The organism is Candidatus Omnitrophota bacterium (assembly GCA_028699255.1).
In the GTDB taxonomy this organism is placed as follows: domain Bacteria; phylum Omnitrophota; class Gorgyraeia; order 2-01-FULL-45-10; family 2-01-FULL-45-10; genus FEN-1322.
Genome location: JAQVUX010000009.1, coordinates 20,783 through 44,564, shown reverse-complemented (window position 1 = coordinate 44,564; position 23,782 = coordinate 20,783). Strand labels below are relative to the sequence as shown.

General features: G+C 48.6%; 16 protein-coding genes. 2 read left to right on the top strand and 14 right to left on the bottom strand.

The window, feature by feature from the left end; genetic code table 11:
* Together PHS46_07480 and thpR are read left to right on the top strand one after the other, a co-directional pair.
* A partial coding sequence (locus PHS46_07480; protein ID MDD3906347.1) for a nicotinamide-nucleotide amidohydrolase family protein occupies positions 1-416 on the top strand: 416 nt, incomplete at its 5' end.
* 78 nt (positions 417-494) lie between these two features.
* Positions 495-1,112 (top strand): RNA 2',3'-cyclic phosphodiesterase, encoded by a 618-nt coding sequence (gene thpR / locus PHS46_07475; GenBank protein ID MDD3906346.1) that lies wholly within the window; start codon positions 495-497, stop codon positions 1,110-1,112.
* A gap of 237 nt (positions 1,113-1,349) precedes the next feature.
* On the opposite strand, the gene PHS46_07470 is transcribed toward thpR, so the two are convergent.
* The 14 genes from PHS46_07470 to rbfA form a co-directional block, all read right to left on the bottom strand.
* The gene (locus PHS46_07470) at positions 1,350-11,936 is read right to left on the bottom strand and encodes an HPr family phosphocarrier protein (GenBank protein MDD3906345.1); all 10,587 of its coding nucleotides are present in this window, start codon (positions 11,934-11,936) and stop codon (positions 1,350-1,352) included.
* Positions 11,937-12,138: 202 nt separating this feature from the next.
* The gene (locus PHS46_07465) at positions 12,139-12,324 is read right to left on the bottom strand and encodes a hypothetical protein (GenBank protein MDD3906344.1); all 186 of its coding nucleotides are present in this window, start codon (positions 12,322-12,324) and stop codon (positions 12,139-12,141) included.
* Positions 12,325-12,375: 51 nt separating this feature from the next.
* On the bottom strand, positions 12,376-12,831 hold the full coding sequence (locus PHS46_07460; GenBank protein ID MDD3906343.1) for a phosphatidylglycerophosphatase A: 456 nt from the start codon (positions 12,829-12,831) through the stop codon (positions 12,376-12,378).
* On the bottom strand, positions 12,815-13,405 hold the full coding sequence (gene pgsA, locus PHS46_07455) for a CDP-diacylglycerol--glycerol-3-phosphate 3-phosphatidyltransferase (protein MDD3906342.1): 591 nt from the start codon (positions 13,403-13,405) through the stop codon (positions 12,815-12,817). Before pgsA ends, PHS46_07460 begins: the two co-directional genes overlap by 17 nt.
* Positions 13,402-14,733, bottom strand: a complete 1,332-nt coding sequence (gene rimO, locus PHS46_07450) for a 30S ribosomal protein S12 methylthiotransferase RimO (protein MDD3906341.1) — start codon at positions 14,731-14,733, stop codon at positions 13,402-13,404. Before rimO ends, pgsA begins: the two co-directional genes overlap by 4 nt.
* Positions 14,734-14,820: 87 nt before the next feature.
* Positions 14,821-15,615, bottom strand: a complete 795-nt coding sequence (locus PHS46_07445) for a DUF4115 domain-containing protein (protein ID MDD3906340.1) — start codon at positions 15,613-15,615, stop codon at positions 14,821-14,823.
* Complete coding sequence (locus tag PHS46_07440; protein MDD3906339.1) at positions 15,608-17,815, bottom strand: DNA translocase FtsK; 2,208 nt, start codon at positions 17,813-17,815, stop codon at positions 15,608-15,610. The genes PHS46_07445 and PHS46_07440 overlap by 8 nt, the downstream gene beginning before the upstream one ends.
* Positions 17,815-18,255 carry a dUTP diphosphatase gene (gene dut / locus PHS46_07435; GenBank protein MDD3906338.1) on the bottom strand — a complete coding sequence of 147 codons (441 nt, stop codon included), beginning with the start codon at positions 18,253-18,255 and terminating at the stop codon, positions 17,815-17,817. The genes PHS46_07440 and dut overlap by 1 nt, the downstream gene beginning before the upstream one ends.
* A gap of 77 nt (positions 18,256-18,332) precedes the next feature.
* The gene (pnp, locus tag PHS46_07430; protein ID MDD3906337.1) at positions 18,333-20,483 is read right to left on the bottom strand and encodes a polyribonucleotide nucleotidyltransferase; all 2,151 of its coding nucleotides are present in this window, start codon (positions 20,481-20,483) and stop codon (positions 18,333-18,335) included.
* A gap of 20 nt (positions 20,484-20,503) precedes the next feature.
* Positions 20,504-20,773, bottom strand: coding sequence for a 30S ribosomal protein S15 (gene rpsO / locus PHS46_07425; protein ID MDD3906336.1), 270 nt, complete (start codon positions 20,771-20,773; stop codon positions 20,504-20,506).
* 36 nt (positions 20,774-20,809) lie between these two features.
* Positions 20,810-21,775 carry a bifunctional riboflavin kinase/FAD synthetase gene (locus tag PHS46_07420; GenBank protein ID MDD3906335.1) on the bottom strand — a complete coding sequence of 322 codons (966 nt, stop codon included), beginning with the start codon at positions 21,773-21,775 and terminating at the stop codon, positions 20,810-20,812.
* The gene (gene truB / locus PHS46_07415) at positions 21,772-22,452 is read right to left on the bottom strand and encodes a tRNA pseudouridine(55) synthase TruB (GenBank protein ID MDD3906334.1); all 681 of its coding nucleotides are present in this window, start codon (positions 22,450-22,452) and stop codon (positions 21,772-21,774) included. The genes PHS46_07420 and truB overlap by 4 nt, the downstream gene beginning before the upstream one ends.
* Positions 22,427-23,401 (bottom strand): bifunctional oligoribonuclease/PAP phosphatase NrnA, encoded by a 975-nt coding sequence (locus PHS46_07410; GenBank protein ID MDD3906333.1) that lies wholly within the window; start codon positions 23,399-23,401, stop codon positions 22,427-22,429. Before PHS46_07410 ends, truB begins: the two co-directional genes overlap by 26 nt.
* The gene (gene rbfA / locus PHS46_07405; protein ID MDD3906332.1) at positions 23,398-23,772 is read right to left on the bottom strand and encodes a 30S ribosome-binding factor RbfA; all 375 of its coding nucleotides are present in this window, start codon (positions 23,770-23,772) and stop codon (positions 23,398-23,400) included. The genes PHS46_07410 and rbfA overlap by 4 nt, the downstream gene beginning before the upstream one ends.
* Positions 23,773-23,782: the final 10 nt, after the last annotated feature.

Below are 23,782 nucleotides of genomic sequence, written 5' to 3'. Positions count from 1 at the left end.
CGATCGCCGTCGCCGAATCCTGCACCGGCGGACTACTCGCCAACCGGCTCACGAATGTATCGGGAAGCTCGCGTTACTTTATGGCGGGCATCACCGCTTATTCCAACGCTATCAAAGAAAACATCCTCGGCGTATCAGCCGGATCGCTCGGCCGGTACGGCGCCGTCTCACGACAGGTCGCGCTCGAAATGGCGCAGAACGTGCGGCGCCTCTGCCGCGCGGACATAGGCGTGGGCATAACTGGAATTGCCGGGCCCGGCGGCGGGACACGGGCAAAGCCGGTCGGTCTCGTCTACATCGCGCTCGCGGCAAATAGCATAAAAATCGTCAGGCAACTGCGTTTCAAAGGCTCGCGGGAGGAGATAAATTTCCGGGCGTCGCAGGCGGCGTTGGATCTGTTACGAAAAAATATCTAAAAATTAACCTAAATCAACCTACGCGGTAACCTACGCGGTTACCGCGTAGGTTACACACGGTTATATAGGTTTAACACAATGCGCGTATTTATAGCTATGGAACTATCGGACACGATTAAAGACATCCTCGCCCAAGTCCAGTCCCATCTCAAATATACTGCCGCGGATGTTAAGTGGGTCGAACCGGTCAACATTCATCTCACTTTAAAATTCCTGGGCGAGATAACCGAAGAAAAGTTGGAGCAGATTAAAGCCGTTTTGGATGATGTCGCAAATAGTTCACGCCCATTTGAGCTATCTCTGAAAGATGTCGGCGCGTTCCCCGGCATCGATAATCCCCGCGTGATCTGGATTGGCCTGGACAAAGGCGCAAAAGAATCCGCGGAGCTTGCTGTAAGGATCGACGAAAAACTGTCGAAGATAGGCTTCGCGAAAGAGCCGCGGGCATTCGCGGCGCACTTGACTATAGGCAGGGTTCGTTCCGGGAAAAATAAGGGAGCGCTGAAAGAAAAAATGGCATGTTGTAAATTAGAAACGACCGATTACCAAAAAACATCATCGATAATACTATTCCAGAGTAAACTCACGCCCCACGGGCCCGTCTACACGAAACTCCACGAATCGAATTTCCACCCCGGGGTGGAAACTGCACCCCGGGGTGGAAAAAATGCCCGGGGCGGGATGAGGGCCGCCTAACTCGGGGGAAAGGCGCCCTAAACCCCGGTTACCCGGGCATCAATCGCGTAGTTCGTCGTGCGTTTTTTGTCGTTCGTTTTTCGCATGCGTCGTTTTTCGTAGTTCGCCGTGCGTTGTCGTGCGTCGCTTGTCGCTCGTTTTTCGTCGTTCTCTGAGCATTATACGTTCTGCGGGATAACCTCGGAGGTTGGCCGTGTGTTAACCACGGGATAACCTCCGAGGTTGGAAATGGTACCCTTACGCTCGTATCAACGCGTTCTCGACCATAATCTTGTAATCGGTAAACTCCCTCTCGTCTTTTACATCGGCCGGCCTGAATTCCAGCACCGCTTTGACCGCAAACGCTACCGCATTATCGCCAAACAGGTTCTGCGTTACTATGTCCAGTTTTTTCCCTGACATGAGCTGGTAATAAGCCGCTACAGCCATTTGATCCTGTTTCATCATCGCAAACGCCAGCCTAACCACACCTTCGACATAGAGATAATTCTTATCAGTTAATCGGTTTTTAAGAAGCAGTACGCTTGAGCGTATCTGGCGGCGCCCATCCTCATCGGGCCAGATCGTCTTAAATTCATCTTCCGTCATAACGACTATACGTCTGTCGCGACCATTCTTTTCGCTTTCGTTTGTGGCGCGGACTTTTAACGTTTTGCTATCGGCGGCAATCTCGATATTGGCGCTACTCTTAAAAAGACCCATGAGCGGGGATGTTTCAAAATCGTCGCCAAATAGATTCCGCGAAAGAACTACAGAGGCGTCCTGCGGCAGAGGCGCCGCAACACAACCCGCTTCCATATTGACCGCGTGAATAGCGACGAGTATCTGCCGCACCGACCACTTAGCCACATTTGCCGGGACATCCATTTCCGGCAATGGGCCCGTCATAACCGGTGTCGCACCTGTCCCCTGTAAACCCTCGCCCCGCTTGATTGCCTGCTTCGCAATCGCACCCGGCACGCCGATCGACTCGATACCAACCCTGCCACCCAAGACTGCGCCCTGGCCCGCATCCATAGCAGACGGCTGACGCAATATCTTTACGTTACTAATTATAAAGGTAACTTGTGAATGGGCTTTATCCTCCCTGACCCCGAATCCTGCATTAACAGCTTTCGCATATACCATGGCGTTGCGCAGTCCGACACCCGCCCCACTGCGCTTACCATGAACCTTACTAGTGCTTAGGCCTTCTATAAACAACAATGCTTCGTCAGGAATATCGCGAACCTCTCCTGTTGCCATCGGAAGATAATCCGCGCCTGCATTTTCCGGCATTCTGCGTAATTCGGTACCGGTAATTATTTTTGAACTGTCATTCTTTCGGGCAAATAATTCTCCATTTTCAGCCAATCGGACGGCCTCTGCCCTTAATAAGTCCCATGGGATGCTCCCATAATTTGTAATATTAAAATTAACAAACTCCGGAGAGTCGCAGGGAGTTAGCCGGACGGTTATTTTTTGCGATGGGTCGGAATGGTCCAAAGCGTTATGGATGACTTCCATTAACGCGTCCTCCAATCTGTTAACATCTACCTCAGGGGATACTCTGGAATCTTCAAAAACGTCATATTCTATCTTCTCGATCCTTTGCCTATCTTTATCATCCAACCAATTTAATAAAGTATGACAAATATCTTCCATAGTAACCGGTGCGCGCTCTATATCGCGCATCGCGGGCGGATGCCTTTTTAATTCCTCGATCTCGTCGATAAATCTGCCACCGCCGGAGTCTTCGCCTTCCAACACAGCGCTATCCCGCAATGATCGCGCGATCACATCTAAAAGAGCTTCCGCTAATGCGTTATTCTCTGTACCTCTATACGCTATATTTATTTCTACGGCCTCATTTTCTCTGATACCCAAGCCTACTATCGATAGTATAAGATCTTGTAAATCGCTAATGTCTGCCTTGAGTGTTTTGCCTGTACTTTTATTACTCAATGATATCGGCATCTTAAATCTTTGCTGTATCTGCCATATAAGATTTCCGATAATGGTGGATGGGCATAAATGAATCCCCGCGGGATTCGTTATCACAACCTCCCGGTTGCTATGTAGCATGGTGTACGGCTGTTGCGAAAGAGCGTATTTATAGCACTGCATAACGATCTCCAAGTCAGCTATGGATTCTCTTATATCCGTAAGTAATGTGGTAATCCACCCCTGATCTTGCATTCTTTTTATTATCCCCACATCGGCCCCAATAGCCAGACCCTGTAATTTGCCCCGCATCTCATTAACAATAAATTTCATCATTCTTTCATATGTCTCACGCTTCTGTGCATTTCTTTCATAGCTCACAAGTAATTCATCTATCTCTCTCATCAATTCTTCTATCGCTTCAGCCAAAGCATTAACTTCACCGACCGTAAGATTTCCTTTGCGGGCCAATTCTGAAATGGTGTCTTTATATTTATCCATAATACTCTTAAGCCTGTCATAAACCTCAACCCCACTCTCTGCGAGCCGTGGCTCGGTTTTGCATGTATTGATAAGTTCGGTCAGATAATCCGCATGCGTTATATGCCCTAATACTACCGCTAAAAACTCTTCAACCGGCGAACCGGCCACCTCCACCCGATTCGCGAATCCGCGGGCGCCGCCGAGGCCAAGTCCTGGATTATCCTCCCCGGGACGATAGCCCGGAATGCTCGCTTCCAGATCGGACAGCAGTCTGTCCGCCCCCGGAAGCTCGTTCGTCCCGCGCCACGGCGTAATCGCCACCGCATCCGCCACAGCGCCGACGGAAGCATAGGCGCGTAAAAACTCCACGTTCGCGCGCCACTGCTCTATCGCGTTGCGTAAAAGTTGTTTTGCGGAAGTGCGATGTTGGGGCATCTTAAACATCGATAGGATGAGTGAAAAATTCTGCTGGGCGAAAGCATCGCGCACGGCGGCAACAACTTCTTCGTTACCACTTCCCACCACGTCCATAGCCTGGTAAAAATGCTCGACATACTTCGCCAACTCACTAACTCTTGCGTCCACTGCGGCATCTCCAGGCTCCAATCCCGCGAGGTTCGTGCCACTTTGACAAACTGCGTCTATCTTCCGGCTCAATCTTCCCAATACATCGAGCACATCTTCCCGCCTGAACTCCTTCTCCTTAAAATGCCGGACGAGATTCTCGTGAGGCTCTAATTTTGTTTCGCCGTTATCCGACCGCATCTTAAGCCCGCCGGAATCGGCTGTTTGTTTCATCCGCTGTTCAGCGCGAATATCTTCCATAACACCGAACCCAACGCTTTTCCTGACTTCATTTAAATATTCCCTTACAACTTCTTTATGCTTCTGATTTTTAGCTATAAACTCGGAAGACCAATTTTTTACTTCTACGATTTTCTGAAAGACATCCAGGACCTTGTTTAATTTTTCCGAAGAATATGGCCCCCGCGCGGAAAAAACAACCTCATCACCACATAGCGCGCATAAAGAGGTTACTCCCATAGGTATATTCGCTGAGGTAGTGTAATCACTGCCCGATTTTCTTAACGTTATATTTATATGAAATTCGTCTTCGATGCGCCCGGCTAAATCACTGATTATTAATGAAGGAGTCACGTGAAGCCCGTCGATTATTCCAATTTTAGTCTTGCGCTCTATTTTTTCCGGTTTACCCTGGCTTACTGTCGTTTGATCGACATTCGGCGCATGGACAGGCATGCTGTCGAATCTTATCAGCGGCGCGCCCGCCAGGTCGCCCAGCGTTTGCAGTTTTGAACCGTCAAACAATAACTCTTCCTCCAGCGATTCCTTTGCCTGCCAATTCAAGGGAAGCGATCCCGGAAAACCGCACTCTATAAGCACACGCGCCAACTTTATACAAAGATCATGATATCGCCTCGTTTCATCTTCTCCTTGAGGCGCTATCCATCTTACAAATTCGGGCAATATAAAAATCGAGCCTTCGGAAGTCACGAACCCGGCAAAAGTGCCCATAGCGGTCGGCGGGTATTTAATGCTATTGTGCAGCTGCGCTGAATTTTCCGTACAGCCAAAGCACAAGACCCCGTCTTCTAAACGCGCATTGAAACGGAAAAACCCCTTGATCATCTCTGAAACTTTTTGCTTCATCTGCGCAAGGGCCAATCTCTCCCCGTTTAAAACAACCTCTCTTGTTATCGGCGCATTTTCCACGCCGCTTGTTTTGCCATACACGCCTGTTTCTATTTGCCGTGACAGTAAAGCAATTAGCTTACCGGCAGATTTTTCAGCGGCGGCGTAATCATCCCCCTCGTCGGGATAATTATCCAGTAAGCGCTTCGCAAGGGCATCTGTAGCATCTTTTCGCGATCCACCCGCTAAGAAAGCCGCCAATATCTCGGCTATCGCAGGATCATCATGCTTATTTACACGCTGTATATTACGCTGTCCGTCCGCGTTAAGCCTCTCATAATATCGCCGCTCACCGTTATCCGCTTCCGTAAAAGGCAGTCTGTGCGCCCTGCTATTCTCGACGATTATATCGTATCGAGGCTCCGTGCGGCGCTCATCCTCACCCTTCAGCGCAGGATATTCCGCCTTACATGCCAATACCCTGGTAATAACATCTTCGTCCATATACTGCCATGATCGCCGGTGCGTGATATTTTCCCGGCGAGTCTCTTCATCGGCTGTAACTTTAATCCTTAAATCGAATTTAAAGGTCCCTCCGTAATACTCCATATCAAGCCCGCGGAGCCCGTCTATAAAAATGCACTTCTGTCCCTCTATAGCGGCAAGGCGTATATCCCGATGGACTTCGCTCCAATTTTTGGTGTGCCCAAATTGGATCGGATTTTGATACCGGTCTAAATGGATAGCGCCGGCCTTAAATCCTATATTATTTTTGAGATATTCGGTAAACGCGCTCTTTCCTACCCCGGCATCGCCATCGACAATAACAAGTATCGGGCGATTGTCGCCTCCGGCTCGTATCGACGACCTTTTCCCGTCCAGCATCCCCCTGACAACGTCGAGCGCTTCGTCCGCATTTACAACACGCGTTTTCTGTGAAGCTGTTTCGGCTCCTGTCGCAGGTTGAGCGGGGGCCGCTGTAACCGACTTCTTCCGGATAAGCTCTCGCTCCTCCTCAAATATGGCAAGCAGATGTTCCTGTGAAAGCGTTTTTAAGCGCCCGGAAAGCCCTCCGCGCGCACTCGTCATGTCTATAATGTGCTTTCTGTCAAGGGCCTCTTCTTTTGCGGGAGAATTAAAAGCGGCGGCTTTTTCGAATGCCTCAAAATCACCGACAAATTTTATTACTATCCTATCAAGGCCCTCGCCGCTATCCCGGACGATTAGACGGAAATTCCCTATATGATGGTCCCAATACGTTAGCCTTGCGCCGGAGCTTGCGGCCTGGCCGCTATTATGCCCTATATACCCCATCTCATGGGTAGCGGCGGTAAGGGTGCCGACACGCCTGGCGATCGCCATATCGAGATCTTCGCGTTTCACGCTTATTTTGGCGGCTATTCTATCAAGTTCTTCCGACTCTACATAATCAAGCCTCTTCCCATCTTCAGCATAATCGAATCCTATAATATTAAAAGGCGTATCGCCGCCGAAATCGACCGATTCGGCATACACTTCATATTTCCCATCAGAAAACTGCTTTGTACCTATTGGCTTCACGCAATAATCTTTATAAGAGGCGTTGAGTTCTTCTGCTATTCTGCGCCTATCTTCCACGCCGACGCCTCTTCTTTTTACCGCCTCGCCTGGCATAATAACTTCGAATGCGAATTTTATACGCCCATCAGCGTTCCTGCTGAATATAAGATGCCGCCGGAAAGATTCGGTAACGGGTGTTACAAAAAGATTTTCACCTATTTTGAAATATAGACCTTCTTCGAGCGCGTATTTTAACGGCGGCCTATCGTCATTCACGCCAGCAGAAGCTGGATATAGTTTTCGAAGTAAAGAAGTATACCTAAAAAATTCTCTCGCGTTCTCCTGATTGCCGAATAGAGCGTTCCACGCCTCTTCCGATGTGTTTACATTGGCCGGGATATTCTTAAAACTTGCCGACGACGTTACCATCTCCAGTAATTTATTTTTAAGCACTTTGTTAGAATCCGGCCTGTGCATTAAAAGCTTGAGCACATTATTCGCAAGCCGTCGTTCGGGCGCTTTATCATTTATAAAATCCATCGCAAAATCTATAAGCTCCGGGCAAGCGTTGGAAATAAAACCGCTCCATAGAATAATCGTCTTTTGTGCGCTGATGGTAAGCGTTTCTTCCTTAAGAAGCTTATCCAATAGTCCCCCAAAAAGCTTTTTAGTCATCTGCATTGATTTACGCTTACCGGCATCACCGGTAATGATCAACGATTCGTTTGATAACGCCATAGCTATCGATTCGAGGATTCTCCCCTGCTCTTCGGTAGGAATAATACGAACGATATGCCAAAGTACCGCAAAATCATCAGCGGTAATCCGCAAAGGTTCTTCGTTAAGATCGCTCTTGCCAAAAATCAAGCGTAGCAAATTAATGCATAGTTGACGATGTAATAATCCGGAGCCCTGAGCGCTCATAATCTTTATCAATTCATGCGCTAATTCCGATCTATCCGCGGCAGTCAAAATAGCGGCTTCATTTGTAAATAAATCGGATGCCCTTGTGTCGGTGGCATTTGCTATTCTGGGAGTTCCTGAAGCCATTTCAGATAGCCTGGCAAGGATCCCGCCGACTTTTTTATTCCGGTCAACCGGCTTACTCCACGAAGAGCTCCCCTGCGCCGCTTCGTTTATGGCATTCTCTATCTTACTCAGCGCAAGATCCATATTCCGGACGCAAGCCCAATATACAGCAAGATTTTGCGCCGCGTCTTTATTATCAATGAAAGCCTGCTTAAAATAATAATAGATCAAGCAATTAGTAGGTATGGGGTCTCTATCCGTCCCTTTGTATCTGGTATTCTTCAGCACTTCATAACGGTTTAATAACGGCGTGCATTTTATAACATCGTTATGCATGATTTTGACACCCGAAAGCGCCTCGACAGCATTATGTAATAATTCCGGATTGCCTGTAACGATCGAACCTTGAAGAGATAGATTTATCAGGCAGGTGGCATCTGAGTTGAGATGCTTAAACCATCCACAGACCGTATCGTTACATTTTTCTTTCCCATCGGTCGTAACCAATTTTACTTCCGATGCCATATCGGAGATGATCGCTATGTTTTTATTATAATACGCTATGTACATATTCACACGATTAATGGCATCCATACCGGACGCATCCGGTTCCTGCGACATCTTTGCATCTATCTCCTTATTCTGCGCCGATAGTTCGGCCAAATGTAATTTAGAGGTAAGGACGTTGTCATATATGCCGAAGAGCTCGTATTGCATTATCCTCAAAAGATAGTGGTGGTTTCTGGCCCAGCCTTTCGGCCAGTCTTTCTTTTCTTTGTTTATGAAATCCATAGTGGCCATCGAAAGAGGCAAGTCGGCAATCTCTACATACGCTTTATCAGCCGCGCTGAACCATCTTATTTTAATATTTTTGAATTTATTTCCGGTATTATTAGAATTGACGAGTGAAATTGTTAAAAGTTTTTCCTTCGCGGTTGTCATGTTCTCCAGCATCATTAAGTGGGCAATTTCGTGAAATACAGCTATCGGTTCATTCAAGAGATCTCTGTAAAGCGCTATGATATTATTAGTTGCTGAGGAAAAACCAAATAGATCGCCGAAAAGTTCGTTATAAACATAAAAGTCCGGCGGTGAGTTTTGGAAGTGGCTGAGAATTGACAGGAGAATATCTCTATGGCTTGCCCTAATCTGCATCTTATTTATTGCGATCTTCACTCTTTCTAAAGGATTAATACCTGTATTCAAAAGGTCGACGGATACCCTGGAACCATTTGGCTCCATTGCGATGATAGAGCCGGTCTTTCTATCGTCTGATAATTTCAACGTACTTAGATAGGCATGACTGCGTTTACCGATCTGACTTTCTCTAAATCTTTGCTCTGTGCGATAAGTCTCTTCTGCGTTATGCGATTTAAACCTATTCAATAATTCGCGGTCTGCGGCCTGCCGCTTTCTAAGCAATGAACGGAAAACAGCGTCCAGTATCCAGGGTGCGGGTAATCCTAAAAATACGGCCCAGGCAAACACAGAATTTCCCGCGGAGCCGAACGCCAGTCCCCCCACCGCGATCCACGCAATAGTCAGTATTAAATGCGCTGAATCCATCTTCGCGGACATTATGCTCTTGCCAAGCCTGCTAAAAAGTCCCTCAGATAGTGTCACGAGAGTAGCTGCCGCTAAAAATCCTACTGCGAATCCCGGATGGCCATAAACGTCCGATAGGGCGGCGGCACTTATGGTACCCATTAAAAGAAGCGATGGAAATGTATTCGCGCTACCTTGTATATTCCTATAAATGTCCCGTCCAGGCAAACGACGGCGCGGATCTTCGGACGGATCACTGCCGGCAAGATCATCTAATCCCATTGCGATTCTCATAGCTTTATGCTGTTCTTTAAATTCCTCCTCCAGCACTTTTTGCCGCTGAATCATTCTTTCCATAAGCGACGGGGTATTAACGATCTTCTCGATCCTGGCATTATATATGGACGGACTATCCGCTGACATATCTTCCACCAAAACCCTGCCTTCATATATGGGGTCGAATTGGCCCAGCGCGAAATCTACCTTTACGTTTGCCGTATTACCCACAAGCCAGCACTCAATATGAGACGATATTATCACTCCATACTGATTTTCGTATGCCAACCCGCATTTTAATCCCGCATCAAGAGCCGCGTTCACAAAACTTATTGCTATGTCCCCACACATGCAACTGGTTGGAGAATCCGATATTTTATACCCGACATATCTACCGCTTTCCCCTTTTGCCAATGCGATAGCTCTTGATGCCTCTTTCAATTTTCGTATAGTGTCGAATATTTCATTCGTCGCTTTGTTGGGTTGCATATCCGGGCCGTAAAATAATTTTCTTACGTTTTCCGACGATATATCATGCTTATCCAGATTCCATAGAACCGCGCCGAACCTATCTTTAAGCTCTGCCTCAAGTTTCAGTTTTCTCTCGCCATATATGCGAATAAGTTCCACAAGCGGTTCAAATGTGGGGCGGCGGCCGCTGATAATCCTTAACACTCCACCCTCATCAGCTGTATAACCGGATTTAATAAAACCATTTATCATTGCCTCGACATAATCCGCATTAACCCCTTTTGATATAAACCTATCCCGCAATTCCTGCCGCGGCATCGCATGACCAGGCGCATTTTTTAAGGCCTGCTCCATAGCGTTCAGAAGATTAAGCGGCGCGGCTTTTTGCAATAACGCAAGCTTGCCGGCTATGATAGAAGCGGTTGGAAATACCGGGCCCATAGCAACAAAACCGGAATTGTTATGCAGGAGGAAGATAAGTACCGCGGAGGATGCGGCTACAAAAAGAACCAATGTTAAAAAGCCGCGGGATTTTATGAATTGCAGGATACGGCTAAGGGGTTTAAGCTGCGTCGGCTTAGCGCCCCTCTCTTCCATACTTCGCCTTGCCGCGTAAAGCATGCTACGATAACGTTCCGCGACGCTTTTCATAATAGCAGGCGTATCTTCGCCGGGCCGTTCTCTTTCACGACGCAATATTCGATTAAAAGAGGCGCTCACAGCGTCAGAGGCCGCATTGCGGGCTGGAATACTAAGCCGCGTATCTGTCAATATTTTCTCAAACTTAGATGACGGCACTTTAAAATCTATGCTCCGGTCACCGCTAAGCGTAATAGCGGATAACGCGATAGCCGATGCATCGGCAAATTTACGCAAGCAGTCGGAACTCAAACTCATACTCAGTAATACATCCGTCAATTTATCAAGAGCAGTCATCGATGCGAAATGAGAGGAAAGAATTCTGGGTTCCGGGTCATTTGATATAGTAATTGGCGCGGAGGCTATCTCCTTGGCATGGTGTGCCAAAAAATTTGCCGCCCTGGTGGCCCGTTTAAATCCAAACCATCCGACCGGCTCACCGGCACGCAGTTTCTTCTCGATGCTATTCAAATATTCAATATTTTCCCATGCCTTGGTTATTATCTCTCTATTATCCTCCGCGATGGAAAGCGCCATGCCGACCAACAAAATAACCCCGCCAGTGGCCCAGTAACCCAGTGAAACCGCGGCGATAGAACCGAGAGTAGATAACGACGCGAGCGTCTTCGCGCCTCCGCGCTCCTCGCGATGCAAAACCGTCATCGCATTATTCACAGCCGTAACGGCATTCCTTTTAAGCGGATCGACTTTATCGGGTTCGGGCATTGATATAACGCCCGGCAAATGCAAGCCTTTTACCTTAAAGACTTGCTTAGCGATGTTATTTAACGATGATATCCCGGCCGGCACCTCTTCATATCGATCATCGACATCCGAAGCGTCCTCCTTGAGATCATAGTAACGAAGAACATAGCCGGCGGGAATATGCGCCGACACAGACACGATTTTGTCGTCCTTCTTCTCGTACTCACATCTTATTCCGTTGATATCAAGCCAATCTTTCAGCTCTACCTTGAGAAGACGCTCTATCGCAGGCAATGATATATTGGATTTTAAGGATGGGTGATTTTCTATCAACAGCTCGAGAGAAAGCGTAGCGGCCTTCTCACGCGATCCGTCTTGACGAAAGAATGTATCGGGCGCGAGAGTATCTTTGCTTGCGGATGGATTGCGACATATATCGGGATGCGCCCAGACAATATCCTGAACAAGGAAAGTAATAACCAGGAGCGACGCTATGATCCTGACAGTGAGAGGAAACCTGCGACACCGTAATTTTGGTAAGACGTTTTCCGAATTCATCATTTCTCTTTTTTATTCTTTTAACATAGCAAAAATGAAACCAGACTGCCAAGCATCTATCTATGCGATCTGGTCTTGTAAATTTTTTCTTAAGACCCTCGACTCCCCCGAGTTAACAAAAAAGGGATCCTAGAAAATATGAGAAATAATACCACATTTTCTAGGATCAGTCAACAGGACTTTTCTATCTTTTTTATACTTTAACCTATTCGCTCTTTTTGAAAAACTTCGTTCGTATGCCGTCGAGGTCTTCGATAAAAATCCGGCACATGTAATTGATAACTTCGCTCACTTCCCGGTTGTTCTCGGTACACAAAGCCTTTATCCTCTCCTCGATGACCTTGCTCGTCCTGCAACCAAGAAATCCATCACAACGTTTTAGTTTTTTCATATGGTCTTAAACACCTCCTCATGTATATCAAATATTATACATGAGAATTGCTCAATTTGCAAGTATAAAAACGCGAAATATTATTTGCAATATAAGGTTGGTATAAATGGCGGCGATGACATCGTCGAACATTACGCCGAGAGAGCCCGTCAATTTCTCCATGCGCCGGGCCGGCGGCGGCTTCAATATGTCGAGTACGCGGAATATAAAGAAGCCAAGTACCGCGGAAAATATACTTACAGGGACGAAGAATAGCGCCAAAAGCATCCCGCACGCCTCGTCTATCACGATCATCTTGGCGTCTTTGTGTTTATAAACTTTCTCAGCCTCGCCTGAAAATAGCATTCCGAGGACGAACAGGAATAATATTGTAAATCCGTAGAGTATATCGTTATTGCGTACGAGGAAATATACGACCAGTCCGCCGAGCGAGCCCATGGTTCCCGGCATAAATGGAGAGTGGCCCAGATAAAAGAAACTCGTTATAAGCTTAATCCGTTTTTTCATTGGAATACACCTCCTTATTCTTTATAAAATACGACACTCCGCTCAAAAGAGTCAGGACGACCGCAACCAGCATTATTGCGAATATGCCGTTCCTGTAAGTGGCCTCTACCCCTGCGTTCCAAAACGGAAATATCCTCGCGCCGCCTTCTTTTAATATAAGGAATATCAGCACTATAATTATGGCGGATATCTGCCATACGGTCTTATGTTTACCGCCGCCATCCGCCTGAAGGACTTTATTTTTAGTAAGCGCTAAAAGACGCAGGCCCGTCACGGTAACTTCCCGAAATATGATTATGACGGCCATCCACGCCGGGACGACCCCCTTCTCCACAAACGCCAAAAGGGCCGCCAGGACGAGTATCTTGTCGGCAATAGGATCCATGAGCCTGCCGAAGTCGGTTATCTCATTCCGTTTTTTGGCGATGTATCCATCGAGGGCATCGGTAACGGCGGCGAGCGTAAATGTAAAAAGCGCCAATACTTTTGCCGCGACGCCGTGCGTGTACAAAAACGCCATAAAGACAAAAGTCAGCGCTATCCGCAATATAGTAAGCTTGTTTGGAAGGTTCATGCCATACCTATCAGGTCGTATTCCAGCGTATCCGTAATCTTTACCTTATACATCTCCCCGGCCTTCATACCCTTCCCCGATACATGTACGACGCCGTCTATTTCCGGCGCGTCGCCGGAAGTGCGGCCGAGAAATTTTTCCTTCTCGCCCGTAAGCTTTTCGTCTATAAGCACTTCTACCGTCTTACCAAGATATTTCTTATTGATTTCGCGCGATATGCCCTGTTGCAGTTCCATTACAATATTATACCGCTCTTTTTTTATTTTTTCAGGTAAATGATTGGGAAGTCGCGCCGAGCGCGTCAGGTCTTCTTTTGAATAGGTAAAAGCGCCGAGCCTATCAAATTTAATATCGCGCAAAAACCCGAGGAGCTCATCGAAATCTTTATCCGTCTCGCCCGGGAAACCTACGATTACCGAAGTCCGCAGGACAAGCCCCGGTATGCGCTTACGCAGTTTTTCGATAAGGATTATGAGCTCTTTCTTAGTTACACGGCGATTCATCGCCTTAAGTATTTTGTCGGATATGTGCTGTATCGGCAGATCGAGGTATTTACATATCTTCTTTTCGCCGCGCACCGCGGAAATAAAGTCGTCGGTATAATGCGCCGGATGCGTGTAAAGGACGCGCACCCACTCCACATCGTTCTTGAGAGCGCACACGCGCCGCAGAAGGTCACCCAGCATCATCTTTCCGTACCTATCGATCCCGAAGAGCGTGGTGTCCTGGCCTATAATGTCTATCTCGCGCAATTTTCCAGACTTCGACAGCTTTCTGACTTCCTCGACGACAGAACTTACCGGACGGCTCCTGAAAGCTCCGCGCAGGCGCGATATTATGCAGTAACTGCAGTAGTTGGAGCATCCTTCGGATATCTTCAGATAAGCGTAATGGGGCGGCGTAGATCTGATCCTGGGCGAGGTTTCGTCATATAGGTAGTCGGGGTTGCGCGATATTACGGAGCGGGTGGAACGTTCAGCCCTATTGCGCAATAATCCGGGCAGTTTCGGGAAATCACTAGTCCCTATTACCAGATCCGCTTCCTTAAGCTCCGCGGAGATGTCTTCCTTATATAGTTGCGGAAGACATCCGCAGATAACCAGGCGGCCGATCTTGCCGGACTTTTTCAGCCGGGCCGCCGCCAGGATCTTTTCCACGGACTCTTCTCTCGCCGCCCTGATAAAAGCGCAGGTATTTATAACACACACATCCGCGTGATCGGATTCGCCGACTATCGTAAATCCCGACTTCTTCAATAAGCCGGCTATTACTTCCGAATCCAATTGATTGCGCGGACAACCGAGAGAGATTATGCTGACGTTTGGCATAGGTACGGGAGTATCTTCTCGACTCGTACAAAATCATTCTTCGAGCTTGTCGAGAAGAATATTTTTGGCCTCGCTCGAAGAATAAAACTACCTCACCCTGAAGCCGTTACTCGTGACTTCGAGGTTCCTGATAACGCCGCGGCCGGGAGACCCGAGCGGCTGTCCGTTTACGGAGATCTCTATCGATTCCGCGCGCGCGACGAATATATTTACGGAGCTATTGGGTGTGAATGTCTCTTCTGCCCCCTTCGGCAAAACTCTCTTGAATATAGTAACGCCGTCTTTTTTAAGCTGTATCATTACGGGATTCTTCACCTTCAGCGTCATGGTAAACGGATTGTTTTTTGCCGGCGCGCTTTTTTTAACCACGGCCGTTTTTTTTGCGGAAGAGTCCGGCCGGACGGTGGTTTTTACGGCTTTGGCCGATTGTGTTTTTTTGGCGGATTTTAGATTCCTGGACAACGATATTATTTTGGAAACCGCGAATACAGCCGCGAAGGCTATTAAAAGAAATACTGTGATAGCCCTGGCCGTCCTGATCGCCCCGGCCAAACCGACCGACGACTTTCTATCAACGCCGGATTGCCCAATATTTATATTTTTAACTTTAAGCTCCGGATGAATGGTGAGATATTCATCCACTATCGCCTGATGGTCGAAACCTAAGAAGCTCGCGTATTCCTTGAGAAAACTTTTAACATAGTTGGGGGTAAGTATCTCATCGCAACGGCCATCCTCGAGCGCCGACAACACGGTTGAATGTATGTGCGTCTGCTTTTGAGCCTGCTCGACGGTAAGTGCCCTCTTCTCCCTGGCCTGACGCAGTCTCTCACCGATATCGACTGCGGAAACTTTCTTTTCGGGTGCCTGAGCGTTACCCATTTTTTGTTTTATACTCCTCTACGTTTACGAGTATATCCCGCGGCTTCGAACCCTGATAAGGACCTACAAGCCCCTCGTCTTCCATCATATCGATCAGCCGCGCGGCCCTGGTATATCCTAAGCCTAAACGCCTTTGAAGAACGGATACCGATGCCTGACGCGACTCGAGTATGAGTTTTACCGCTTCGTCATAAACCTCATCTTTGTCGAATTTCTTAAAAGATGTCTTCTTCTGAACATCCAGTATCCCGCTCACATATTCCGGAGCGCGTTGAGCCTTTATGAAAGATGTTATCCGCTCGATCTCTTTGTCGCTTATGAGACTGCACTGCGCCCTGACCGGCCTCGACGCGCCCGGCTCTATGAATAACATGTCGCCTCGGCCGAGGAGCTTATCCGCTCCGTTCATATCCATGACGGTACGCGAATCTACCTTCGACGCGACTTTGAACGATATCCTCGCCGGAAAGTTGGCTTTTATTACACCCGTTATTACGTCGACCGACGGCCTCTGTGTCGCTATTATGATGTGAATGCCGACCGCTCGAGAGAGCTGGGCTAAACGCGTTATAGCGCCTTCCACGTCCGCCTGCGCAACCATCATGAGATCGGCAAGCTCGTCGATGATTATAACTATATAAGGAAGCCCACCCTTCGGATCCTTGGCAAACTTTTCATTATAAAGCGCGATATTCCTGACCCCCGACTTCGCGAATAACTCATAACGCGAATCCATCTCGCCCACAACCCAGTCGAGCGTACTGGCGACCTTCTTGGCGTCGGTAACTACCGGCGACAGAAGATGCGGCAGGTCGTTAAATACCGCCAGCTCAACCCGTTTCGGATCTATCATTATGAATTTTACTTCGTCGGGCGTCGCATTATAAAGTATCGTAGTTATTATGGTATTTACGCATACCGTTTTACCGGAGCCTGTGGCGCCGGCTATCAAGAGGTGCGGCATCGTAGCCAGGTCGGCTATAACGGGTTTGCCTGTTATATCCTTACCGAGCGCCAGCTTCAATCTGGATTTAGGATCCCTGTACTCTTTTGAATCGAGGACATCCCGCAAATAGACGAGCGAACTCGACGAGTTCGGCACTTCGAAGCCTATCGTGCCTTTTCCCGGCACGGGCGCGACTATCCTCACCGACTGCGCCTTCATCGCGAGGGCTATATTATCACTTAGCGAAGTTATCCTGTGTATTTTTACCCCGGCGGCCGGCTCGAGCTCGTATCTGGTTATGACCGGCCCCTTGTTTATTTCAACGACCTTCGCCTCTATATCGAAATCCATCAGTGTTTCTTCAAGTATGCGGGCGTTACCTTCGAGGTCGTCTTTTATGCGTCGTGATTCCAACGGCGGCGGCGTATCCAGTATATCAAGCCCTGGAAGCTTGTATCCGCTCGTACCCGTCTGATCCGTCCGCAATACTTCCTGCGGCGCCTTCACGGCCTGAGGCACCGGCGCCTCTTTTCGCAGAGCAGGCGCCTCTTTTCGTGGTTCTTCCGACGATACTATCTTTATCGGCCCGCGGGAGTCGATCTTCGCGACCGCTTTTTCGGCAACTTTATTCACAACCGGTAAATTCACAGCCGGTTTCAAAGTAGGCTTCCTGCCGCCAAGCGCGACGACTGGTTTCTTCATCTTCTCCTCGCGCTCTTCCTTAATGCCTTTTATCCGGTTGTACATGCTTACCAGGAACGGCAAAAGTAAAAATTCCGTCGCCAGCAAAACCGAAAGCAGAAACAAGACCGCTATGGTAAGTATCGCGCCGCCGCGGCCCAGATATTTTATGAGAAAGTCGGAAAAGATGAGCCCGGCTATGCCGCCGAGCGAGAACCTGAATGAATTATCTCCACGGCCTATAATCGAAAATATGGAACTTGACGCGAGAATAAGGAAGAATGTTCCGAAAAGCTTGAAGTGTATCTTTTGAGGCGTAATACCGTAGATGCGCGCCACCGCCCAGCTTAATATAAGAAGCGGTATGACATATGAACTTAAACCCATGAGAAAAAATAGCGCGGCGCCGATGTAAACACCGAAGAGGCCGGCCAGGTTTTTTACCGGGACATTTGGTTTCGAAGTGAATATAGATAAATCGGAAAAACTGAAGGTTAGAAGGCTTGTAAAAATAAGGATGGCTACGGCGAAAAGAACTATCGCCTGAATTTCATTCCACTTTGTTTTATCCATTATCGCCCCGTGTGGCCGAACCCACCGGACGACCTTGCGGTATCGTCCAACGAAGGCTTCACGTCCAATTCGGCCCTGATAACTTCTTTTATGACCATCTGGGCAACTCTGTCGCCGCGTTTTATCCTGAATGGCTCCTTACCGTGATTGATCATTATAAGCGAGAGGAGCCCTCTGTAATCCGAATCTATAGTGCCCGGGGCGTTTACCAGGCTTATACCGTGTTTCAGCGCCAGCCCGCTCCTGGGCCGTATTTCGGCCTCGTAGCCCTGCGGAATGCTTAAATAAATGCCAGACGATACAAGTTTTATCTCGCCTGGCACTATTGTTATCTCATTATCCACATCGGCACATAAGTCCATACCGCTCGACCCCGATGTCGCATATTTAGGGAGCGGCAGGTCTTCACAACCATCTTTTATTTTAAGGCCGATCTTGATTGATTTCAATTTTACCGTGTCCGACCTCGGAGGTCGCACCTCGGAGGTCGCACCTCGGAGGTCAAATCCGGTTCGGATTACTCTCTTTTACGCCTTGGCGGACGGTTCTGCTTTTCCTCTTCCGCCTTTTTTGCCATTTCAGGAGTCCAGTCCGGATCCGCCTGCCTCTTTGAAAGATTGACCCTGCCCTGGTCGTCTATTTCGGTAACTTTAACCATTACCTCGTCACCGATCTTAACCACATCCTCGACGTTCTTCACAAATTTATTGGCAAGTTCGGAGACGTGTACCAGGCCTTCTTTGCCCGGCATTATCTCACAGAAAGCGCCGAACGCCATTATGCGTTTTACTTTACCTTTATATATCCTGCCGATCTCCGGCTCTTCGGTTATCCCTTTGATTATATTCACGGCCTGTTCGATCGCAACCTGATCGTGCGATGCTACCTGCACCGTGCCATCATCGGATATATCGATGGTAACACCGTAATCCTGGATGATCTTCTTTATATTCTTGCCGCCCGGCCCGATAACCTCGCCGATCTTCGACTGGTTTATCTTGAACGTAACGATCTGCGGCGCGAAGGACGAAACAGATTCTTTTGGGCCCGAAATTACCTGGGCCATCTTGTCCAGTATGATTAATCGCGACCTATTGCCCACGGCAAGCGCCTCGCGAATTATCTCTTCACTTATACCTTCGATCTTCAGGTCCATCTGCACGGCAGTAATACCGTCTTTTGTGCCCGCGACTTTGAAGTCCATATCGCCGTAGTGATCTTCCACTCCGCCGATATCGGTAAGTATTATAAACTTCTTGCCGTTCGTCACAAGTCCGAGCGCGATGCCGCTGACCGGCTTCAATATAGGAACTCCGGCATCCATGAGCGCCAGCGAACTTGCGCACACCGTAGCCATGCTGGAAGAACCATTAGACTCGAGTATATCCGATACGACTCTGACGGTGTACGGAAACTTCTCTTTATCCGGCATAACCGCCTTGAGCGCCCTTTCTGCAAGCGCGCCGTGGCCGATCTCTCGCCTGCCGGGGCCTCTCATCGGCCTGGCTTCTCCGACGGAAAACGGCGGAAAGTTGTAGTGCAACATGAAACTCTTCTGCATCTCGCCTTCAAGGGCATCTATCCTCTGCTCATCGGCGCTGGTTCCGAGCGTCGCGACCGCCAGACTCTGCGTCTGGCCGCGCGTAAACAGCCCCGACCCGTGCGTCCTCGGCAACACCCCGACCTCGCAGGTTATCTGGCGAATCTCGTCGAATTTCCTTCCATCGACGCGCCTGTTCTTCTCTATTATGAATTTACGGACGTTCTCTTCCTCAACCTCATTGAGGGCATTCTTGACATCCTTCTCGGAATATCCGGAATCTTCGGTAATCAACTTCTCTATCAGATCCGCCGCAAGAGAGTCCATCGCCTCTTCCCTCTGCTCTTTCGTGCTGAGTTTATTCACTTCCTCGAGGCGCGATTCTGAGAACGAACGGACTTTGTCCACAAGTTCTTCACTGACATTATACAGCTCGACGTTTCTCTTTTTACGGCCGCACTCTTTTGCCATCCGCTCCTGTAGCTCGATAATCGGTTGCATCTCTTTGTGGCCGAATTTTATCGCCTCGAATATAACGTCTTCGCCCAGTTCGCTCGAACCGGACTCGATCATTATTACGGCCGAACGCGTCCCCGCCACTACGAGATCGAGGTCGCTTGTTGTAAGTTGTTGGAACGTCGGATTAAGGATGAATTTTCCATCCACTCTGCCGACTCTCACGGCGCCTATCGGGCCGTTGAACGGTATATCGGAAATGGTAAGCGCGGTCGATGCCCCGATCATCGCGAGTATATCCGAATCGTTCTCGCAATCGCTGGACATTACCACTGAAACCAGCTGGACTTCGTTTATAAAACCTTTAGGAAATAGCGGCCTGATCGGCCTGTCGGTAAGACGCGCTGTAAGTATCTCCTTTTCAGAAGGCCTTCCTTCGCGCTTAAAAAAACCGCCGGGTATCTTGCCCGCGGCGTACGTCCTCTCCTGATATTCGCAGGTAAGAGGAAAGAAATCGATATCTTCCCTGGCATGTTTCGAGCATACCGCGGTCGATAAGACCATGGTGCCGCCCAACTGGATGGTGCAGGCGCCATCTGCCTGTTTCGCCATCCTGCCGGTTTCGATGATTAACGTGTTTTCGCCTAATTGGATCTCAAATTTTTTAGCCATTTTTTCCTTTGTGGGTGGTTTTATTTACGGAGGTCGAGACGCTTTATGATCTCGTGGTACTCTTTTTCATCGTTATTCTTCAGATACGCCAGAAGGCTCCGCCTTGTACTTACCATTCTGAGTAAACCCCGCCTTGAGTGGTGGTCGCGTTTGTGGGCCTTGAAATGATCCGAGAGCGAATTGATCCGCTCTGTGAGTAACGCGATCTGGACGCTCGGCGAACCGGTGTCTTTTTCGTGCTCTTTAAATTTTTCGATCAACTCTTTCTTCTTTTCTTTTACTAATGCCATTTTCTTATACCTCGCTTTTTGATGATATTAACATATTCACGCCGATTTGTAAAGTATTTTTTCCACCCCGGGGTGGAAAAGCAACTGCCGGGCTGTCTTCATGTCTTTGGCGATCTGCCGTGCCAGCTCAGATTCCGAGCGGAATCTGACCTCGTCGCGTAACTTCTTCACAAAATATACTTCAATATCTTTATTATATAAATTGCCCTTGAATCCGAACAAATGCACCTCTATGGTCGGTTCCTTATCTCTGGAACTGTAAAATGTCGGCCGAAAGCCTATATTAAGGATACTATCGAACTCTTTTCCGTCAAAAAACACCTTTACGGCATAGACACCTCTGGACGGAATAACTTCATGGTGCGGGTTCACGTTCGCTGTCGGAAATCCCAACCCCCTCCCTATGCCGGAGCCCCTGACTACCGTGCCGAGAACCGACACGGGCCTGCCCAGAAGCCGCTTCGCCTGATCAAGTTTGCCCACTGCTATCAATTCTCTGATAGCGCTGGAGCTTATTACGCGGCCAGACGAGCGCACCTGTTTTATAACCGTCAATTTAAAACTGTACTGTGCGGAGAGCTTTCGCAAAATATCCATGCCTGCGGCGGCATCTTTGCCGAAACAGAAATCTTCTCCTACGCACAGGCGCTTAACACGGAATTTGCCGACCAACACATCCTTCACAAATCTTTCCGCCGGCATCTTCGAGAACGCCCTGGTGAATTTCACTACGAGCAGTATGTCCGCGCCGAGCTCTTCGATAAGCCGCGCCCTGTGCCTTAAGGATATAAGGCTCGGAACTCCTGAAAGCGTCTTCATGATCTTTGCCGGATGCGGATCGAATGTTATGACAACGCTTGCCAGCCCGGCCTTCCGCGCAAAATCCACCGTCCGGCGTATTATAGCTTTATGCCCCAGGTGCACCCCGTCGAATACGCCTATCGTGATAACGGAACCCTTAACCGGCGCCTTGGCCCCCCGTAATCCGGTAACGATCTTCATGCAACCTTCTTTATTATACCCGCCAGTTCTTCGTCATTCATTTTTCGCAATTCTTCAACCCTTATCGCCTCATCTATCACAAACTTTCCCGATCGGGTCCTGTTCAGGCTCGCCATATACGCCCCGCACCCGAGATGACTACCGATGTCCGACGAGAGCTGGCGGACATACGTGCCCTTTGAACATGTGAGTTTAAAAAATACTTCGGGGAGCGCTATCCGGGTTACCTCGATATTTTTTATCGTTATCTTGCGCGCGGGGGCCTGGACACTTACGCCTTTTCTGGCGAGCTCATAAAGTTTGCGGCCATTGATCTTTACGGATGAATACATGGGTGGGAATTGTTCAATCTCGCCGAGAAAATTATCGAATGCCGCCCTTATCTCATCATCGCTGAAATCGACACTCACACCCGACGGCGTTATCTTTCCCCACGCGTCGCCGGTTTCCGATGAGGCGCCTAGGATGAGCGAGCCTTCATACTCTTTCTCCTCCGACATCAGTTGTCCGGAGAGTTTGGTATAGGCGCCTATGAGAAGGACTAAAACCCCGGTAGCCATCGGATCGAGGGTTCCGGCGTGTCCCGCCTTTTTGATCCGGAAACGCCGCCTTACAAGATCGACAACGTCGTGGCTCGTCATGCCTTGCGCTTTATTTACTATCAGTACTCCGTCCACGCAAGACCTCTTCGACTTTTGCCAGTACTTTGGATTCCACTTCAGCGAGCCTTCCCTCTATCACACAGCCCGAGGCGCGGGCATGTCCGCCGCCGCCGAAGAACGACGCTATTTTATTGACATCTACGATACCTTTCGACCTGAAACTCACGCTTATCTTGCCGAGCGCGTCCTCTTTGAATATCACGGCGACCTTCACCTTATCTATGGAACGAGCGTAATTGATAAATCCCTCGGACTTGAGAAGATTAGCGCCGGTCGCCTTCAGCATCGCGGAAGTAACTTCGAGATACGCGACATCGCCGGTTTTATTCACCTTCAGCGTAGCCAGGACAAGCGCGAGAAATTTTATATCAGCGACCGAGCGGCGCTCATAAACACTTTCGGAAACACTGGCCGGCTCTATGCCGTAACCTAAAAGTTCGCCCGCTATCTCGTGCGTAACGCGGGAGGTGTTTTCATAATTGAATGAACCGGTATCCGTGAGTATCGCGATGTAGAGGACGAGCGCCGCCTCTTTGGTCGGGCTTATCCCCATCTCTTTATATATCTTGTAAACCATCTCTCCGGCGGAACTGGCGTTAGCGTCTACCCAGTTTACATCCCCGAAATTTTCGTTCGAGATGTGATGATCGATGTTTATTACAGGCTTTCCTTTCGAAATTATATCTCGCACCTTACCTGTCCTCTTCAATGTCGGACAATCGAGGACTATCGCGGCGTCAAAATCGTATTTTCCGTCCATGTCATTAGATACTTCAGCCGCTTTGGGGAGGAACTTGTAATGCTCGGGCACGGCATCGTTATCTACGATAATGGCCGTCTTGCCGAGCGACTCGAGGAGGGCCTTCATGCCGAGCTGACTGCCGAGGGAATCGCCTTCCAGATTGACATGGGCCGTTAACAGAAATCTGTCGTATTTTTTTATCGCGTCGATTATCTGTCTCATTCGCCCTGTTCCTCCTCCGCGCCTTCTCTCTCTTTTCTTATCTTATCAAGTATGCCGTATATGTGTTTGGTGTGCTCTATTGATTCATCCACCATAAAAACTATCTCCGGCATGAAACGCAAATTTATCCTGTCCGCTATCAGGCCTTTTACATAGCCTTTGGCGCTATTCAACCCCTTAAGGGCAAGCTTCTTATCCTTATCCTCGCCAAACACGCTGAAATATACCTTGGCATACCTTAGATCCTTTGTCAGGTCGACCTTCGTAATCGTAATGAAACCTATCCTCGGATCCTTCATCTCGCCCTGAACGATCTTTGATATCTCCTGCCGCAACGCTTCCTGCACTCTCTCGGGTCTTTGCTTAGCCATATTTATTCTT

Excerpts from the sequence above, each read along its gene's own strand:
- PHS46_07410 (MDD3906333.1), bottom strand. The coding sequence starts at position 23,401 with ATGAGACAGATAATCGACGCGATAAAAAAATACGACAGATTTCTGTTA.
- rbfA (MDD3906332.1), bottom strand. The coding sequence starts at position 23,772 with ATGGCTAAGCAAAGACCCGAGAGAGTGCAGGAAGCGTTGCGGCAGGAG.
- thpR (MDD3906346.1), top strand. The coding sequence starts at position 495 with ATGCGCGTATTTATAGCTATGGAACTATCGGACACGATTAAAGACATC.
- PHS46_07440 (MDD3906339.1), bottom strand. The coding sequence starts at position 17,815 with ATGGATAAAACAAAGTGGAATGAAATTCAGGCGATAGTTCTTTTCGCC.
- PHS46_07420 (MDD3906335.1), bottom strand. The coding sequence starts at position 21,775 with ATGAAGATCGTTACCGGATTACGGGGGGCCAAGGCGCCGGTTAAGGGT.
- PHS46_07445 (MDD3906340.1), bottom strand. The coding sequence starts at position 15,615 with ATGGGTAACGCTCAGGCACCCGAAAAGAAAGTTTCCGCAGTCGATATC.
- pnp (MDD3906337.1), bottom strand. The coding sequence starts at position 20,483 with ATGGCTAAAAAATTTGAGATCCAATTAGGCGAAAACACGTTAATCATC.
- pgsA (MDD3906342.1), bottom strand. The coding sequence starts at position 13,405 with ATGAACCTTCCAAACAAGCTTACTATATTGCGGATAGCGCTGACTTTT.
- rimO (MDD3906341.1), bottom strand. The coding sequence starts at position 14,733 with ATGCCAAACGTCAGCATAATCTCTCTCGGTTGTCCGCGCAATCAATTG.
- PHS46_07465 (MDD3906344.1), bottom strand. The coding sequence starts at position 12,324 with ATGAAAAAACTAAAACGTTGTGATGGATTTCTTGGTTGCAGGACGAGC.
- rpsO (MDD3906336.1), bottom strand. The coding sequence starts at position 20,773 with ATGGCATTAGTAAAAGAAAAGAAGAAAGAGTTGATCGAAAAATTTAAA.
- PHS46_07470 (MDD3906345.1), bottom strand. The coding sequence starts at position 11,936 with ATGATGAATTCGGAAAACGTCTTACCAAAATTACGGTGTCGCAGGTTT.
- PHS46_07460 (MDD3906343.1), bottom strand. The coding sequence starts at position 12,831 with ATGAAAAAACGGATTAAGCTTATAACGAGTTTCTTTTATCTGGGCCAC.